We start from the raw sequence: 16,099 nt of genomic DNA on the forward strand, positions 1-16,099 counted from the left end.
CGGCCCGCAATCATGATCGGGAACGACAATGAACGCCTTGGACCTCTGGGATATTCACACCGGCAAGCGCTTTCCCTTCGATGCACGGGCGCCGCGGATCGATAACGGCACCGCCCGCCCGGCGCCGGACCGCTATGTGAGCCCCGCCTACGCCGCAGAGGAATGGGACAAGGTGTTCGCGAAAAGCTGGCTGCTGGCCGGTCCGCTCTCTGACATTCCCGAGCCGGGCGATTTCATGAAGTTCGATGTGGGGCCGGAGAGCTTCATCGTGGTGCGCGATGATGATGGTACGATCCGCGCGCACTACAACGTGTGCCCGCACCGGGGCAGCCAGCTCGTCAGCGCCGATCTCGGTTCCGTCGGCCAGTTTACCTGCCCGTTCCACTCGTGGCAGTTCGCACTTGATGGCAAGTGCACCGCGATCACCGATGAAGAGACCTTCCGGCCGGAAGTGCTGTGCCACGGCACCGATCTTTCGTCGGTGCGCTGCGAAGTTGCGGCAGGCTTCGTGTTCGTCTCGATGGACCCGGAGATCAAGCCGCTCGCCGAGTTTCTCGGGCCGATCCTGCCGCAGCTCGAGCTCTACGAGATCGACCAGATGTACGTGGTGCAGCACCGCCGGTCGGACTGGGGATCGAACTGGAAGGGCGGGGTGGATGCTTTCGCCGAGATCTATCACCTCCACGCCGTCCATCCGCAGACGCAGTGCCTGATGGATGATCGCACCCAGATCGACTTGTGGCCGGGCGGGCTCAGCCGCCAGTTCGTACCCTTTGCGCAGCCGAGTCCGCGCTTCCCCGACCAGGAGAGCGTCAATCCCGGCATCCAGATGATGCTGCGCGATGCAGGCATCGACCCCGAAAGCTACGAAGGCTCCGCGCGCGAGACCCGCACCGCCGTGCAGCAAGCCAAGCGCAAGCGGTCCGACGAGCTGGGGCTGCGCTACGAGCGGTTCAGCGACAGCCAGCTTTCGGACTCCGTGGTCTACTCGGTGTTTCCGAACGTGCAGATCGGCTGCCATCCTGAAGCTGTGTTCCTCCACCGCTTCCTGCCGCATCCCACCGACCCGAACCAGTTCACCTACGACACGATCATCCTCTACCGCCATGTCGATGCGCCCGGCTACTCGGCCCCGGCGTGGATGGGGATGGGCGAGGATGTCGATCTTTCGGGCCGCACGCGCCCGGATGTGATCCACACGAGGCTGGGCGAGCCGCCATGCCTGGGTGAAGTGCTCGATCAGGACAGCGACTTGCTGCCGGTGGTGCAGAAAGGTGCACGTTCGCGCGGGTTCAAGGGGCCGCTGTGGAGCGAGCAGGAAGGGCGGCTGCGGCACTTCCATGCCGAGCTGGATAGGCTGATGGGGGCTTGAGGGCCACTCCACACTTCGTCATTGCGAGGAGCGTAGCGACGAAGCAATCCAGAGCGGTCGTGCACTGACGCTCTGGATTGCTTCGCTTCGCTCGCAATGACGAAAGTTTAGCTAGTGCGTGGTGGCGCCTAGCCCTCAGAACGGCCGGATCGTCAGCCCGTTGTCGATCACCAGTTCGGCGCCGGTGATGTAGCGGCTTTCGTCGCTTGCGAGGAATACCACGAGCGCGGCGACATCCTTGGGGTGACCGGGCGAGCCATGTGGCAGCACGCCATCGGGGATGTCCTTCGCCTCGCCCGGGCGACCCTCGGCCTGCTGGACCATCGGCGTCTCGATCGCGCCGGGGTGGATGGAGTTGCAGCGGATCTTGTAGCCCTTGACCTGCGCCATCACCGCGACCGACTTGCTCATCGAACGGACCGCGCCCTTCGCGGCGGAATAGGCGAAGAAGATCGGATAGCCGAGCAGCGCGCCGACCGATGACATGTTGATGATCGAGCCGCCGCCGCTCTTGTTCATCAAGGGAATCGCGTGCTTCATGCCAAGGAACACGCCGTCGATCATGATCGCATTGACCCAGCGGAACTTGTCGAGGCTGGTGTCCTCGACATCGGCATTGAGCACGACGCCGGCATTGTTGACCAGCACATGCAGCCCGCCGAAGCGCTCTTCGGTTGCGGCATAGGCGGCAATCCACTGCGCCTCGTCTGCGACATCGAGCGCCAGCGCCATGGCATTCTCGCCGATGCGATCCGCAACAGCCTGCGCGGCGGCTAGGTTCACGTCGGTGACGACGACCTTGGCGCCCTCGGCGGCGAGCGCCTCGCAATCAGCCGCGCCCAATCCCGATCCGCCGCCGGTGACCAGTGCCACCTTGCCTTCAAGCCGGCCCATATTCGCTCTCCTGTCTTGCCCGCGCGGTTCAGGCCGCGCCGTCTTCCGAGAAATAGTCCGGCATTCCGGCCGGCCAGATCACGCCCCATTGCGCCTGCCCGCCATCGATGATCATGAGATCGCCGTTGATGAAGCGGCCTGCCGGGCTGGCGAGATAGGCGATCGCCTCTGCCACATCCCAGGCATTGCCCCGCATCTTCAAGGGGTTGGCCTTGTGGAAGCGGGCGAGCGCTTCTTCCGGATACATGCGGAAACCCTCGGTCTCGATCACGCCGGGGCCGATGCAGTTGACGCGAATATTGTGGGGCGCCCACTCGGTGGCGACCGTCTTCGAAAGGTAGATCACCCCCGCGCGCGCGGCGCAGGTGTGCGCGGCCTGCGGCATGCCGCGCTCGACATTGGCGACGATGTTGATGACATGGCCCGGCTTGCCATCCGCACGCCAGCGCTTGGCGGCTTCCTGCATCATCCACCAGGTGCCGTTGAGGTTGGTGTCGATCACCGCGAGCCAGCCCTTGCGGCTGAAATCGATCGCGTCCTGCGGGAACTGCCCGCCCGCATTGTTGACCAACGTATCGAGGCCGCCGAAGTGATCATGCACCGCGCCGATCATCGCCTCAACCGCTTCGGGATCGCGGATATTGGCCTCGAGGCAGAGAATCTCGCGCCCGGTTTCCTCGCGGATCAGCGCAGCGGTGGTATCGAGCTTTTCACGCGTGCGGCCGCAGATCGCGACGTTCGCGCCAAGCTTTGCGGCGAGAAACGCGGCGGCCTTGCCCATGCCGCTACCAGCGCCGGAGATCAGGATGGTGTGCCCGTCGAGCAGGTCCTCGCGGAAGATCGTCTGCTGCGTGCGCAGCGCCTCTTCATCAAGCCCGCGCTTGGGGCGGCCGGGATCGCCGGGTTCGGGACGGAAGATGCGCGGGGTATGTATATCGGGCGCGTTCAACGGTTCATCCCCCATTCGTTCGTTCTCGCATAGCTAGAACACCCGCACAGAAAAAACAAACAGGTTTGATTTTGATTTGTGCCCCGCAGCCTCGATTTGCGCAGGGCGCGCGGGGACTTGGTGGGGGCTCTCCCACTCCCGCAAACGCGCCGCCAATCAGTCCTTGGCGGCAGGAGCGAGCGCGCGGATCTGGGCTTCGAGATGGCGCAGCATCGGCTCAACCTGCGCGGGTTCCATGCCGCCGGTCTGCAGCGAGATCGCCATGCCTTCGAGGATCGTCTGCGAGAGCGTCATCGCGAGGGCAAAGTTGGGCGAGCCGAGCCATTCGGGGAAAAGCGCTTCCGCCTGCGCGTTGAACTTTTCACGGAATTCGTCCTGCAGGGGCGAAAGGATCGAGGCGAGATCGGCATCGGTGCGCGCGGCGACCGCAAGCTCGTGGAACGCGATGAACGCGGGCTTCTGAAGCTGGCGCCAGTAGGTTTCGACGAGATCGGTGACCTCGTGCTCGGGCCGGTCAGCCGCGCGGCGGAAGGCGCGCAGGCGCTTTTCGTGCAGTTCCGTGATCGCCGCCTTGATCAGGGCTGAGCCGTTCTCGAAGTGGTGGACCATCGCCCCGCGCGAAAGGCCGGCTTCTTCCGCCACTTTGGGCGTAGTCGTGTTGGCATAACCGTATTTGACGAGGCAGCGCACCGTTGCGTCGATCAGGCGGGCACGCGTCTGGGCCGCCTTGGCTGCCTGCAGAGTGCGCGTGCGATCAGCCGCCGGGCGTAGGGGCCGAGGGGCGGGCCGTGCCGCCCGCGTGCGTGATAGAGCCATGCGTTTTACTTGCCTGAACCGCTGCGCACCGGGTCCGGTACGCCTTGAAAACACCCTTAATGCGTTTTCATGCCTCGTAAAACCGCTGCCTCGACCGGTTCGGGGACAAGTACCCCGGCCTGCATCGCGGCGGCTGGTTGCCGATGGCATGATAGACATCGAATCAGCCGCACTGCACTTCCGTGCCGTGCTGGTTCAAGGCGTAACGCATCGCGCAGAAAAAGACAGATATGATTGTCTTTTTCAGCATCCTGTGTATCTCCGCATCAAGACCAATAAGGGCCTGTCAGGCCGGGGGATGCATGACCGACGCGCAGCCAATCGCCACTGCACCTGTGCTTACCATGGGCGGCATGATCCGCGCTTCGGCGCAGGCCTTTGCCGAACGCGAGGCAGTGGTCTTCCCCGATCGGCGCATCAGCTATGCAGACCTTGATGCTGCAGCGAGGGCCTGGGCGTCGGCGATGATCGCGCTGGGCGTGCAGCCGGGCCAGCACGTCGGCCTGTTCATGCCGACATGCCCGCAATTTATCGAGGCTTTCTATGGCATTGCGATGGCTGGTGCGGTCGCCGTGCCGATCAATGCCCGGTATCAATCGCACGAGCTCGCCTATCTGGTGCGCGATGCCGATCTGGTTGTGCTGGTGACCGCAGGGCATGTGGCCGAGGGGCTGGACTACCGCGACCGAGTGCGTGCTGCACTGCCATCGCTGGCTGAAGCGGACGCGGCGCGGGGGTTGAGCCTGGATGAAGCGCCGATGCTCCACACGATCATCTCGCTTGATGCCGCAGGCGCGGACGGGATGCTGCCGGTGGACGAGGCGCTGGCGCTGGGCGAGGGCACCGAAGCGGCGCTGATCGACCGGCGGATCGACGATGTCGATGCAGAGGACATCGCGATGATCCTCTATACCAGCGGGACAACGGCGAACCCCAAGGGCGCGTTGATCTCGCACCGCGCGCAAGTGGGCAACAGCCGGAACCTCGGCAAGCGCTACCTCTGCACGGCCGAAGACAAGGTGTGGTCCCCGCTGCCGATCTTCCACATCGCGGGCATCCTGCCGATGACGATGATCCTCGATCTGGGCGGGGTCTACATGACCGTGCCGCATTTCGAGGCGGGGCAGGCGCTGGCGATGCTGGGCGCGGAAGGGGCGACGATTGCGTACCCCAGCTTCGTGACGATCATGCAGGATCTGATCAATCACCCGACCTTCAAGACCACCGATCTTTCGAAGCTGCGCGTGATGAATTCGAACTTCGCGGTGCAGCCGGCGTGGATCAAGGACGCTGTGGTTTCCGCGATGCCGCACACGATCCAGGTGGGCACTTATGGCCTGACCGAAGCGGCGGGCACGGTTTCGACGAGTCGGCTGGACGACAGCTTCGAGGTGCGCACGGGGCGTTGCGGCTTCCCGCTCGAGGACTGGGAGATGCGCATCGTCGATCCCGAAACCGGGCGTGACTGCGGTGCCGGCGAGCGCGGCGAGATCGTGCTGCGCGGGCCGCATATGCTGAAGGGCTATTACAACGCGCCGGAAAAGTCCGCCGAGGCGCTTCGTGGTGGCTGGTTCTACACCGGCGACGTCGGCTCGGTGGATGTGGGCGGGAACGTGATGTTCCATGGCCGTACCAAGGACATGCTCAAGGTCGGCGGCGAGAATGTCGCGGCGGCGGAAATCGAATCCATGCTGCAGACCCATCCGGCGGTGAAGCTGGCGCAAGTCGTGGGCATTCCCGATGACCGCTATGTCGAAGTGGCGGCGGCCTTTGTGGAATTGGCCGAGGGTGCTTCGACCGACGAGGCGGAGTTGATCGCGCATTGCAAGGGCAAGCTCGCGGGCTTCAAGATCCCGCGCCATGTGCGAATGGTTAGCGAGTGGCCGATGTCGACTTCGAAGATCCAGAAGTTCAAGCTGCGCGCCGGGCTAATCGAGGAACTGGGGCTGGGGTGAGCCTCACCCCCCCCCACACACAGCCACTCATGCTGAGCTTGTCGAGGCATCACACACAACCGCCGCGCCAACACCCTTCGGCAAGCTCAGGGTGAGCGGGGTTGGTTTTGTCCTTGCCAGAACTAAACCGTCTCGGCGTTCCCGAAGATCACCGTCGCCTGCGCCGAAAGCGTGCCGCCGTTGCCATGCGCGAGGGCGGTTTTCGCGCCAGCGATCTGGTTGGCCGCCGTCCCGCGCATCTGGCGCACCGCTTCGACCATCGCGAACATGCCGTACATGCCGGGGTGGCAGCACGAGAGGCCGCCGCCATTGGTATTGACCGGCAGCGAACCGCCCGGCGAAATCGCGCCGCTCGCCACGAACTTGCCGCCCTCGCCCTTGGCGCAGAAGCCGAGGTCTTCGAGGAACAGGATCGTGTTGATGGTGAAGGCGTCGTAGAGCTGGACGGTGTCGATCTCGCCCGGCGTTAGCCCCGCCATGGCCATCGCGCGCGGGCCGGATTCGGCAGCGGCGGTCACCGTGATGTCGTCGGCCTGCGTGACCGAGTTGTACCAGGTCGCGGCAGCGGCGCCGAGCACGGGGACGAGCGGCTGGGGGCCATGCTTGGCGCGGTCGGTGCGGGTGAGGACGAGCGCGGCGGCGCCGTCGGTCACAAGGCAGCAGTCGCGCGCGCGGATCGGGCTGCTGATGAGGCGCGAGGCGATGACGTCCTCGACCGAAAGCGGTCCCTTGGCAAAGGCTTCGGGATTGGTGTTGGCCCAGAGGCGCGCGGCAACCGCCACGCTCGCCAATTCCTCACGCGTCGTGCCGTACTGGTGCATGTGGCGCGCGGCGGCGAGCGCGTAGAAGGAAAGCGGATACATCGGATTGTAGGGCGCGTCCCACCGGTCGGGCCGTGCGGGGGTGGAGAGCTTGCCGCCGCTCGAACGCTGGTTCGCGCCATAGGCGATCACCGCACAATCGAGGTACCCGGCGTCGAGCATCATGCACGCGGTGACGAGGTGGCTCATGAACGAGGCACCGCCCGCGCGGTTGTTGTCGGTAAAGCGCGGGTGCAGACCGAGATACTGCGCGAGGCTCAGGCCGGCGAAGAGATCATCGGGCAGGGCGATGAACAGGCCATCGACTTCAGAGAGGCCGATCGCGGCATCGGCGAGCGCCAGTTGCACAGCCTTGCCTGCCATCTCGATGGTCGAGTGGCCCGGCATTTCGCCGACACCGAAAGTGGAAGCGCCAGCGACCGCAACGCGGCCGCGCGGGAAGGTGTCACCCATGGGCCTGCTCCACTGGATCGAAGACAATCATGGGGGTTTCCCCGGCGATGATCCGCGCCTTCACGGCCATGCCGATGTCGAGCGTTTCAGGGCTGACGCCTTCGACGCGGCCCATCATGCGCACGCCTTCGGCAAGATCGACGAGCACGACGTTGTAGGGCGGCTCAGGCGGTTTGCGCTGGATCCAGGTGGCGGAATAGACGGTGCCGTGGCCCGATGCCTCGAACCATTCGAGGTCTGCGCCGGTGCCGGGCGCGAAGGCGCGTGGAGGGAACACCGTGGCGCCGCCGCCAACCGGCTGCTGGATCAGGAAGCGGCCCTCGGCAAGGGCGGCATCCCATTCGGCAGACGGGCCGCTCATGGCAGCACCGCGCCGCTGGCGACCATGGCCGCGATCTCGTCTTCCGCGAAGCCTGCCTCGGCGAGCACCGCGCTGTTATCTGCACCCAGCGTTGGCCCGGGATCGCCGATTGCGCCGGGCGTGCCGGAAAAGTTCGTGGGGATGCCGGGGTAGCGCAAGGTGCCAAGCTCCGTTTCGGCGCTGTGCCAGAAGCCCGTCTCGACCAGATGCGGATCGTGGAGCAGGTCTTGCAGCGAGGCGATGGGGGTTGCGGGGATTTCGGCGCGACGGAAGAGCTCCATCCACGCTTCAGTGGTGCGGGTGACCATGACTTTTTCGACCTCCGCGAGGACCGCCGAGATATTCTCACTGCGGCTGCGCATCGAGGCGAACATGGGATCGTTCGACCAATCCGGATTGCCGAGTTCGCGGAAGAAGGCCTGCCACTGCTTATCGTTGTAGATCATCACGCCGACATGGCCGTCCGCCGTCTTGTAGGGCCGGCGCGAGGGCGAGGTGGCGCGGGGGTAGACCGGGGGCCCGAGCGGAGGATCGAACAGCGAGCCGCAGATGTGCTCAGTCGCGGCGAACGAGACCAGCGTCTCGAACATCGGGACTTCGATTTCCTGCCCCTCGCCCGTCTTCTCGCGCGCATAGAGCGCGGCGATCACGGCATAGGCGCCGGTGAGGCCCGCCACTTTGTCGGCGATGACGGTGGCGCTGTAGGTCGGCTCGCCGTTCGAGAGTTTGGCCTGCAGATCGACGATGCCCGAGGCGGCCTGCACGATATCGTCGTAGGCCGGATAGTCGCGGTAGGGGCCGGTGCGGCCATAGCCATAGAGATTGGCGTAGATGATCTTCGGGTTTGCCGCCTTCAGCGCAGCATAATCGAGCCCGAGTCTGGCGATGGCCTGCGCGCGCATCGAATGGATGAAGACGTCCGCGTCTTTGGCGAGGCGCAGCACGGCATCGCGTGCGGCGGCCTGCTTCAAATCTAGCGCAAGGCTGCGTTTGCCGCGGTTGACGTTGAGGAACATCGCGCCGCGGGTGGGATCCGGGCCGGGCGGAATGAAGCGCGTGGTATCGCCCGAGGGGCCTTCGATCTTGATCACATCGGCGCCCAAGTCGGCGAAGATCTGCGTGGCGTAGGGGCCCATCAGCACGGCTGTGAGATCGAGCACGCGCACGCCCGCGAGGGGCCCTTTGCCGCGCCCGCTCATGCCCCGGATCCGGTGCTGCTGATGAGCCGTGAATGCCCCATGATTCTCCCGTTTCTTCTTGCCGTCCGGCGGCGGCTGAGTTCGCTATGAAGGACCATAAAAAAGCATTCAAGCATGTTTTTTTCTTGGCGGGTGAGCCCCGCCTCCATAGAGTGCGCGGCAACAAGAGGAGCGGGCATTTCGAGCCATGCGCGCGAGCGCCGATGGTAGCCCCGCCGCAGGAAAGGACAAGGCATGGATCTGGGACTTCAGGGCAAGAAGGCGATCGTCGTCGGCGGCGCGCGCGGCATCGGCTATGCGGTCGCGGAGATCCTGGCGCGCGAAGGCGCCGATGTTGCGATCAGCGCGCGCGGCGAAGACAGCGTGAAGGACGCGGTGGCCGCGCTCTCGCGCTATGGCACGCACGTGGTGGGCAAGCCCTGCAACGTGAAGAAGGCGGACGACTACAAGGCGTGGCTGGAGTGGGCTATCGAAGCGCTGGAAGGCGTCGACGTGCTCGTGCCGCTCAGCTCGGCCGGCGGCGGCATGGGCAGCGAGAAGTATTGGCACAACGCGTTCGAAACCGATGTGATGGGCCCGGTCCGCGCCATCGAAGCCGTGATCCCGGTGATGACGCAGCGCAAGGGTGGTTCCATCGTGCTGGTTGCCACCACTAGCGCACTGGAGGCCATGGGCGGCCCGCAGGCCTACAACGCAATGAAGGCCTCGCTGATCACCTATGGCAAGCAGCTGGCGCTGGCGCATGGCAAGGACGGCATCCGCGTCAATGTCGTCTCGCCCGGCCCCATCGAGTTCGAAGGCGGCAACTGGGACATGATCAAGGGCACGATGGAGAAGTTCTACCAGTCGCAGCTGCGCCAGCAGCCGATGGGGCGGCTCGGGAAGCCCGAAGAAGTGGCGCGCGCGATCGTGTTCCTCGCCAGCGAGGCAGCGAGCTGGTGCAGCGGTTCGCACCTCGTGGTCGATGGCGCCTTCACCAACCGGACGCACTTCTGAGATGAGTGAGCCCGTGACCCACCGGCCCGTCACGTGGGATACGTCGAAGATGGACGTGAAGCGCGTCGTCGATGTGATCCGCGTTTCGCCCGACGACAATCCCAGCCGTACGCCGGTGGACAAGGCGCCCGATCCGCAGTTGGGGCATGATCTGATCCCGGCAGAGCGGTACTACTCCGAAGAATTCATGAAGCTCGAATGGGAGCGGGTGTGGACCAAAGTCTGGCTGCTGGGCGGCCGGGCGGACGACATCCCGAATCCGGGCGACTACATCTGCACCGAGATCGGCAAGGAAAGCGTGCTGATCGTGCGCCAGCATGATGGCTCATTGCGCTGCTTCCCCAATGTTTGCCTCCACCGCGGCAACCGGCTGCGGCCAGAGGGCATTGGCAATGCGCAAGCGTTTCGCTGCATGTATCACCACTGGACCTACGGGCTCGACGGCAAGATCGAGCGGCTGCCGGACTTGTGCACGTTTCCGCAGGGCGGTCCTCCGGGGATGACCTTGCCGAGCTTCCCGGTGACCGAGTGGAACGCTTTCGTGTGGTTCTCGCTGAACCCGGATGTGGAGCCGTTCGACGAATTCATCGCGCCGCTGAAGGAGCATCTGGAACCCTATCACCCCGAGCGCATGGCGTGGAAACGCGATGTGACGGTGGAGTGGGACTGCAACTGGAAGGCCTCGGTCGATGCCTTCAACGAGACCTATCACGTGCAGGGCATCCACCCGCAGCTGCTATGGTATCTCGATGACGTCAACGTGCAGATCGATTGCTACGAGCGGCACAACCGCTATCTGATCCCGTTTGCCGCAATCTCTCCGCGCGTGGCCATGCCCAGCACGATCCCGCCTGCGATCGACGAGATCATGCGCCATGCGGGGATGGACCCGGCGGAGTACGAAGGCCGCGTGAGCGACATTCGCCGCGATGTGCAGCTGTTCAAGCGGGCCAACGGCAAAGCGCAGGGCAAGGACTATTCGGCGCTGAACGACGATCAGCTGACCGATGATTACCACTACATGATCTTTCCGAACGTGGCGCTCAATGTGCATGCGGACGACATCATGATGTTCCGCCAGCGCCCGCACGCGAGCGATCCGAACAAGATGCTCTATGACGTGTGGGTGTTCGAGCTGGTGCCGGAGGGCGAGCCTTGGCCCGAGCGCGCCAAGCATCGCCGCTTCAAGCATGGCGACCGCAGCATCGGGCAAGTGCTCGACCAGGACGCCTACAACCTGCCCACGGTGCAGGCGGGGATGAAGAGCAGCGGTTTTCCGGGCCTGTGGATCGGCGAGCAGGAACTGCGCATCCGCCATTTCCACAAGGTGCTCGACGATTACATCTACGGGCCGGGCGGCAAGCAGGCGAGTGACTTGTGAGCGAGCGTATCCTCCATTTGATCGGTAGCCCGCGCGGGGATCGCTCGCGTTCGGTAAAGGTGGCCGAGCGGCTGATCGCAGGGCTGGTGGCGGCGAGCCCCGGCGCGGTGGTCGAGACGCTGAATGTCTGCCACGCCGATCTACCCGCACTGACCGGCCCGGTAATCGAGGGGCGCTATGCGCTGATCGAGGGCCGCGAAGTGGCGGACGAAGTGCGCGCTGCTTGGGCGCAGATCGGCGCGGCGGTGGCGCATTTCCTCTCGTTCGATTGCGCCGTGTTCAGCGTGCCGATGTGGAACTTCGGCATTCCCTGGCAGCTCAAGCAGTACATCGACACGATCACCCAGCCTGGCATGGCCTTCCGCGTTTCGGAAGCGGGTGTGGAAGGGCTGGGCGCGGGCAAGCGGGCCATTCTGGTGGCCTCGGGTGCGCTCGATATCCGGCCTGCCGCTCCCGGCGCGGAGCTGGATCATCAGGTGCGCTTCATGCAGACTTGGCTTGGTTTTATCGGGATCACCGACGTGCATGTGGTCCACTTGCGGCCGACTTACGGCCCGCCCGAAGCGGTCGAGGCCGCGATGGACGAGGCTTATGCTTCGGCGGAAGCGCTGGTGGCGGACCTGTCGCGCGCATCGCGCGTGTAGACGAGGTTGGTGCTCTCGAAGGTCACGCATTCTGTGCCGTCTTCAAGGCTCACGACATAGCGCGTGACAGCGGTGCCGCGCGGTTTGCCGCTGCGTGATGGCTCCAGACTCAGGATTTCGCTGGAGACGCGCAGGGTATCGCCTGCACGGACCGCACGTTTGAGGCGCAGCCGATCCCAGCCCACACCGCAGACGAAATCGATATCGCCATTGATCTCGTGGTCCATCTGCCGCCAGATCGCCAGCACATGGATGCCGCTCGCGACCACTTGCCCGAACACCGAGGCGCGCGCGGCTTCGGGATCGGTGTGGAACCACTGCGGATCATGCGCGCGGGCAAATTCGACGATTTCCGCCTCGGTGACGGTGCGTGTGGGCGAGAGTTTCGTTTCACCCACGCGCAAGTCCTCGAAGGTCCGCCAGAGCGTGCCGAGCGGCGATAGCGTATCCGTCATTCGCGGACGATGAAGGGCGCGAGCACCGGCTTCACGCGCAGGTTCTCCGGCACGTTCTCAACGCCGATCCGGCGGTCAAGCTCTTCGTGCCAGTTGTAGATGCGCCGCTCCTGATAATTGAGCGACATGCCCTTGAAGCCCGGCCCTTCGACCGATTCCTGGATCTGCGGCGCGAACTGCAGGTCTTCGTAGAGAATGCGCTCCCAGTTCTTGATGCGCATCTCCCATAGCGGGTGGGGATTGGCGGCATCATGCTCCGGCGCGAGCCAGGTCGAGACGACGCGGGTGCGCTTGGGTCCCATCGGCCAGAATTGCAGTAGCGGAATGCCGGTCGGCGCGGGCGGCATGATGAAGTTGGGGTAGATCGAATAGCTGACGTTGTTCTTCGCCACGAACTCCGAGATCGTCGGGATTTCGGGCATGCCCTTGGTGCCGGGATCGATCCAGCCTTCACGGCGGTTGGGCGTTGCCATGCGGCTATGGCCATTGGGCCAGAGCGTGACGATCATGGCGCGGTGATCGAGGAAGCGGTCGACCGTGTTCTCGTGGATCGACTTGAGGTGATAGACTTCAAGGAACGCGTCGAGCAGCACCTTGACGTTGCACTCGGTCTCATAGGTGCGGCTATCGACGAGGCGCAGCGTTTCAAGTTGAAGCTGTTCGAGCTCCGCCGCCATCGGGCCGATGTGGTGGAGGAGCGGCTCGGCATCTGGATCGGCGTTGAGGAAGATCAGGCTGCCGAGCAGCTCGCAGCGCACCTGGCTAAGTGAGTGGCAGGAAAAATCGAAGCCCTCTGCAAAATCGCGCCGGTCGCGCACGGCGGTGAGCTTGCCTTCCAGCGTATAGGACCAGCCATGATAGCCGCAGACGAAGCCGCGCGAAGTGCCGCTCTCCTCCTTTACGAGAGGTGCGCCGCGGTGCTGGCACGTGTTGTAGTATGCGCGGATGTCCCCCGCGAGCGTGCGGGTGACGATGACAGGGGAGCCGGTGTTGCGGCAGAGGAACCATGAACCGGGTTCGGGAAGCTGGTCCACGTGCCCCGCATAGAGCCACGAGCGCTGCCACATCCCCTTTTCCTCGAGTTCAAGGAAGGCGGGATCGACATAGCGGCCGCCGGGGATCGAGGGGAGCGCAGGGAAATCGACGGGCGGGCCATTGCGCTCGCGTTCCCAGGTCATGCGTGCGAGATCGTCGGCAGGCGGCGATGCGAAGGGGGGCTTGGCGGTCAGGGCTTCGGACATCGGTTGCTCTCCCGGAACGCCCGAGTACGCCGGCGCTCCGTTTGCAGTTTAAAAACATTCATGTATGCTTGTAAAGCGATGGTTTAGAGGTCTGATTTGGTCATTTTTTAATCTATAAAACATGGGCTTGCTTAGGTATGGCGGGCAAAGCGGGAGTGAAGCGAATGGAGATTTTGGCGGGCATCTTTCACCATGGCGTGATCGTCGACGATCTGGAAGCGGCCATGGCCCGGTTCAGCGCGACGATGGGCTGCACCTGGACCCCGGTACGCACGTTCGATCCGATGCCGGTGTGGAACGCGGCGGGCGAGCAGCTCGAGGCGAAGCTGCGCGTGGTCTATTCGCATCAGGGGCCGCTGCGGATGGAACTCATCGAAAGCGTGCCGGGCTCGGCCTATGATGCGATGCGCGCGCTGGGCCCCTCACACCTTGGCGTGTGGGTCGATTCGGTGGCGGACAGCGCGGCGGCGATGCTGGCAGACGGCTGGGAGCTCGTGCTGGGCGGCGCGCCGGCGGATCAGGGCCACGGCGCGATCGCCTATCTCTCGCGTCCCGGCAGCCCGGTGATCGAACTGGTGGCGCGGGCGATCACGCCGATGATGGAAGAATGGTGGGCGGCGACGGAGTGAGTGGGGCAATGAGCACGACCTGGCATGATCTGCTGCCCGAGGCCGATTTCCCGGCCGAGGGCAAGCTCGCGGCGCGGGTGGCCGGCTGGCACGTGCTGGTGCTGCGCGCGGACGACGGCAGCTTCCGCGCCGTCAACGACCGCTGCACGCATCAGGCAGCGCAGCTTTCCGGAGGCCGCGTGCGGCGCGGCGCGGTGATGTGTCCGCTCCACGGCGCGCGGTTCGATGTGCTGACGGGCAAGTGCCTCGGCGCGGCCTATCCCGATTTGCGCACCTTTGCGGTGCGCGTGGAAGGCGGCCGGATCGCGGTGGAAGTGCCCGATGCGCCGCCGGGGCCGGGGGAAATGCCAGTGACAAGCTAGGGCTGGCGCCACCGGCCGGGCCGGTGGTGGGCGCGGCAGGGATTGAACCTGCGACCCCACCCGTGTGAAGGGTGTGCTCTACCACTGAGCTACGCGCCCGCGCGGCGGGGCCACGCACATGGCATGGCGGCCGGACAGGGGCGGGCCTCTGCCATGACGGGGCTTGATTGACAAGTGGGGGGATCAAGATATTTGCGGCCCCCATGACCGAAGAAGCTTCAGCTCCCGAATCTGCCGTTCCCGCCATCACCGCCGGACCGGATGTGCCCCCCGATCACCTCGCGATCAATCCGCGCAGCCCGTTCTTCGATGCAGAGAAGCTGCGCAGGGGCATCGGCATCCGCTTCAAGGGCACGGTGCGCCGCAATGTCGAGGAGTATTGCATCTCCGAAGGCTGGGTGCGCGTGCAGGCGGGCAAGACCATGGACCGCAAGGGCAACCCGCTGACGCTGAAGCTCTCCGGGCCGGTCGAGGCGTGGTACGAGGATCTGGGCGACGACGCGCCAGTGGCGAAGCTGTAGAGAAAACCCCCTCCGACCTGCCTGCGGCAGGCCACTTCTCCATTTATGCTTCGCAAAAATGGGAAGGCCCTAATGGGGCAGTAGCCTGCCCCTTTCGCGCTCAACCAGTCCGGTGAGCCACGTCTTGAACGCCTGAACGCGTGCGAGCGCGTGCGTATCCTTGTGCATGACGAGCCAGAACGATCTGGTGATGCGCCGCTCGGGCAGGACGGGAACGAGGCTAGGGTCCGCATCACCGATGAAGCAGGGCAGCACCCCGATGCCCGCGCCTGCGGCGATCAGGCGGTGCTGCGCGTTGATCGAGGACGAGCGGACCGTGGCGGCGAGGCCGGGCTCGATCTCCGCAAGGTAGCGCAGTTCGGGTGCGTAGAGCAGATCGGGGACATAGCCGACGAGGGCGTGGCCCTTGGCGAGGTCTGACGGGCGGCGCAGCGGGGCGTGGCCGGAAAGGTAATCCGGGCAGGCGTAGAGCCTGAGGTGGTAGTCTGACAGCTTGCCCGCGATGACGGGGCCAGCACGCGGGCGCGAGAGGGTGACGGCAAGGTCCGCCTCGCGCTTCGAAGGGCTGAGGAAGCCGGAGTTCGCCACCAGGTCGATCACCAGCCTTGGATGTGCAGCAGTAAAGCTGCCTAGCGCAGGGGCGACGATCCAGCTGGCAAAACCTTCGGAAAGGCTGACGCGCAGCAGGCCCGCCGGGCCGCCGCCGCCATGTTCGGCAATGCGGCTCGCGGCGCGCTCCATGGCTTCGACTTCGACCAGCATAGCCTCGCCCGCTTCGGTGAGCACCTGGCCCTCGCGCGTCTGTTCGAACAGGGTGGCGCCGATGCGGGTTTCGAGGCGGCGCAGGCGGCGGCCCATGGTCGTGGCATCGACGCCGATGGCCTGCGCCGCGCGGGCGAGCTGCCCGGCACGGGCGATAGCGAGAAAGGTCTGGAAATCGCTCCAGTCTGGGGCCTGCATCATTGCAGGCATCCCTCGCATTTTCTCACCTTGCTTGCAAATCGTCGGGGGTGCAGGGAACTGCCCAAGGTCCACGGACCAATTCGTCAG

General features: G+C 64.9%; 17 protein-coding genes and 1 tRNA gene. 8 read left to right on the forward strand and 10 right to left on the reverse strand.

The window, feature by feature from the left end:
- Positions 1-28 precede the first annotated feature (28 nt).
- Positions 29-1,372 carry an aromatic ring-hydroxylating oxygenase subunit alpha gene (locus ACODS2_RS02145; RefSeq protein WP_488997372.1) on the forward strand — a complete coding sequence of 448 codons (1,344 nt, stop codon included), beginning with the start codon at positions 29-31 and terminating at the stop codon, positions 1,370-1,372.
- A 135-nt stretch (positions 1,373-1,507) separates the two neighbouring features.
- Here the strand turns inward: ACODS2_RS02145 and ACODS2_RS02150 are convergent, their stop codons facing one another.
- From ACODS2_RS02150 to ACODS2_RS02160, 3 genes are all read right to left on the reverse strand, one after another.
- Positions 1,508-2,266, reverse strand: coding sequence for a glucose 1-dehydrogenase (locus ACODS2_RS02150; protein ID WP_488997373.1), 759 nt, complete (start codon positions 2,264-2,266; stop codon positions 1,508-1,510).
- A 28-nt stretch (positions 2,267-2,294) separates the two neighbouring features.
- The gene (locus ACODS2_RS02155; protein WP_488997374.1) at positions 2,295-3,215 is read right to left on the reverse strand and encodes an SDR family oxidoreductase; all 921 of its coding nucleotides are present in this window, start codon (positions 3,213-3,215) and stop codon (positions 2,295-2,297) included.
- Between the two features lie 156 nt (positions 3,216-3,371).
- The gene (locus ACODS2_RS02160) at positions 3,372-4,031 is read right to left on the reverse strand and encodes a TetR/AcrR family transcriptional regulator (RefSeq protein WP_488997375.1); all 660 of its coding nucleotides are present in this window, start codon (positions 4,029-4,031) and stop codon (positions 3,372-3,374) included.
- Between the two features lie 302 nt (positions 4,032-4,333).
- Here ACODS2_RS02160 and ACODS2_RS02165 point away from each other — a divergent pair, with 302 nt between their 5' ends.
- The gene (locus ACODS2_RS02165; RefSeq protein ID WP_488997376.1) at positions 4,334-5,986 is read left to right on the forward strand and encodes a class I adenylate-forming enzyme family protein; all 1,653 of its coding nucleotides are present in this window, start codon (positions 4,334-4,336) and stop codon (positions 5,984-5,986) included.
- 122 nt (positions 5,987-6,108) lie between these two features.
- On the opposite strand, the gene ACODS2_RS02170 is transcribed toward ACODS2_RS02165, so the two are convergent.
- From ACODS2_RS02170 to ACODS2_RS02180, 3 genes are read right to left on the reverse strand one after another with little or no spacing between them, the layout of a single operon-like run.
- Entirely contained in the window at positions 6,109-7,260 is a 1,152-nt protein-coding gene (locus tag ACODS2_RS02170) for an acetyl-CoA acetyltransferase (RefSeq protein WP_488997377.1), read from the reverse strand.
- Positions 7,253-7,621 carry a Zn-ribbon domain-containing OB-fold protein gene (locus tag ACODS2_RS02175; RefSeq protein ID WP_488997378.1) on the reverse strand — a complete coding sequence of 123 codons (369 nt, stop codon included), beginning with the start codon at positions 7,619-7,621 and terminating at the stop codon, positions 7,253-7,255. Before ACODS2_RS02175 ends, ACODS2_RS02170 begins: the two co-directional genes overlap by 8 nt.
- On the reverse strand, positions 7,618-8,820 hold the full coding sequence (locus tag ACODS2_RS02180; protein WP_488997379.1) for a CaiB/BaiF CoA transferase family protein: 1,203 nt from the start codon (positions 8,818-8,820) through the stop codon (positions 7,618-7,620). The genes ACODS2_RS02175 and ACODS2_RS02180 overlap by 4 nt, the downstream gene beginning before the upstream one ends.
- Before the next feature lie 234 nt (positions 8,821-9,054).
- On the opposite strand from ACODS2_RS02180, the gene ACODS2_RS02185 reads away from it, so the two are divergent.
- The 3 genes from ACODS2_RS02185 to ACODS2_RS02195 are packed head-to-tail and all read left to right on the forward strand — an operon-like array spanning position 9,055 to position 11,841.
- A complete protein-coding gene (locus tag ACODS2_RS02185; RefSeq protein ID WP_421839606.1) occupies positions 9,055-9,816 on the forward strand; it encodes an SDR family NAD(P)-dependent oxidoreductase in 762 nt (253 codons plus the stop codon).
- 1 nt (position 9,817) lies between these two features.
- Positions 9,818-11,197 (forward strand): aromatic ring-hydroxylating oxygenase subunit alpha, encoded by a 1,380-nt coding sequence (locus tag ACODS2_RS02190; protein WP_488997380.1) that lies wholly within the window; start codon positions 9,818-9,820, stop codon positions 11,195-11,197.
- Complete coding sequence (locus ACODS2_RS02195) at positions 11,194-11,841, forward strand: FMN-dependent NADH-azoreductase (RefSeq protein ID WP_488997381.1); 648 nt, start codon at positions 11,194-11,196, stop codon at positions 11,839-11,841. The genes ACODS2_RS02190 and ACODS2_RS02195 overlap by 4 nt, the downstream gene beginning before the upstream one ends.
- On the opposite strand, the gene ACODS2_RS02200 is transcribed toward ACODS2_RS02195, so the two are convergent.
- Positions 11,787-12,296 (reverse strand): MaoC/PaaZ C-terminal domain-containing protein, encoded by a 510-nt coding sequence (locus ACODS2_RS02200; protein WP_488997382.1) that lies wholly within the window; start codon positions 12,294-12,296, stop codon positions 11,787-11,789. The genes ACODS2_RS02195 and ACODS2_RS02200 overlap by 55 nt on opposite strands.
- Positions 12,293-13,537: an aromatic ring-hydroxylating oxygenase subunit alpha gene (locus ACODS2_RS02205; protein WP_488997383.1), complete on the reverse strand. Its 1,245-nt coding sequence runs from the start codon at positions 13,535-13,537 to the stop codon at positions 12,293-12,295. The genes ACODS2_RS02200 and ACODS2_RS02205 overlap by 4 nt, the downstream gene beginning before the upstream one ends.
- A 164-nt stretch (positions 13,538-13,701) precedes the next feature.
- Here ACODS2_RS02205 and ACODS2_RS02210 point away from each other — a divergent pair, with 164 nt between their 5' ends.
- On the forward strand, positions 13,702-14,166 hold the full coding sequence (locus ACODS2_RS02210; protein WP_488997384.1) for a VOC family protein: 465 nt from the start codon (positions 13,702-13,704) through the stop codon (positions 14,164-14,166).
- Positions 14,167-14,174: 8 nt separating this feature from the next.
- A complete protein-coding gene (locus ACODS2_RS02215; RefSeq protein ID WP_421839600.1) occupies positions 14,175-14,528 on the forward strand; it encodes a Rieske (2Fe-2S) protein in 354 nt (117 codons plus the stop codon).
- 24 nt (positions 14,529-14,552) lie between these two features.
- On the opposite strand, the gene ACODS2_RS02220 is transcribed toward ACODS2_RS02215, so the two are convergent.
- Positions 14,553-14,627: transfer RNA gene (locus tag ACODS2_RS02220), tRNA-Val, on the reverse strand.
- Positions 14,628-14,731: 104 nt separating this feature from the next.
- Between ACODS2_RS02220 and ACODS2_RS02225 the strand changes: the two genes are divergently transcribed.
- Complete coding sequence (locus ACODS2_RS02225) at positions 14,732-15,049, forward strand: DUF3297 family protein (RefSeq protein ID WP_488997385.1); 318 nt, start codon at positions 14,732-14,734, stop codon at positions 15,047-15,049.
- A gap of 69 nt (positions 15,050-15,118) precedes the next feature.
- Here the strand turns inward: ACODS2_RS02225 and ACODS2_RS02230 are convergent, their stop codons facing one another.
- The gene (locus ACODS2_RS02230; protein ID WP_298173777.1) at positions 15,119-16,009 is read right to left on the reverse strand and encodes a LysR family transcriptional regulator; all 891 of its coding nucleotides are present in this window, start codon (positions 16,007-16,009) and stop codon (positions 15,119-15,121) included.
- Positions 16,010-16,099: the final 90 nt, after the last annotated feature.

This window comes from Novosphingobium sp. FG137, assembly GCF_057809735.1.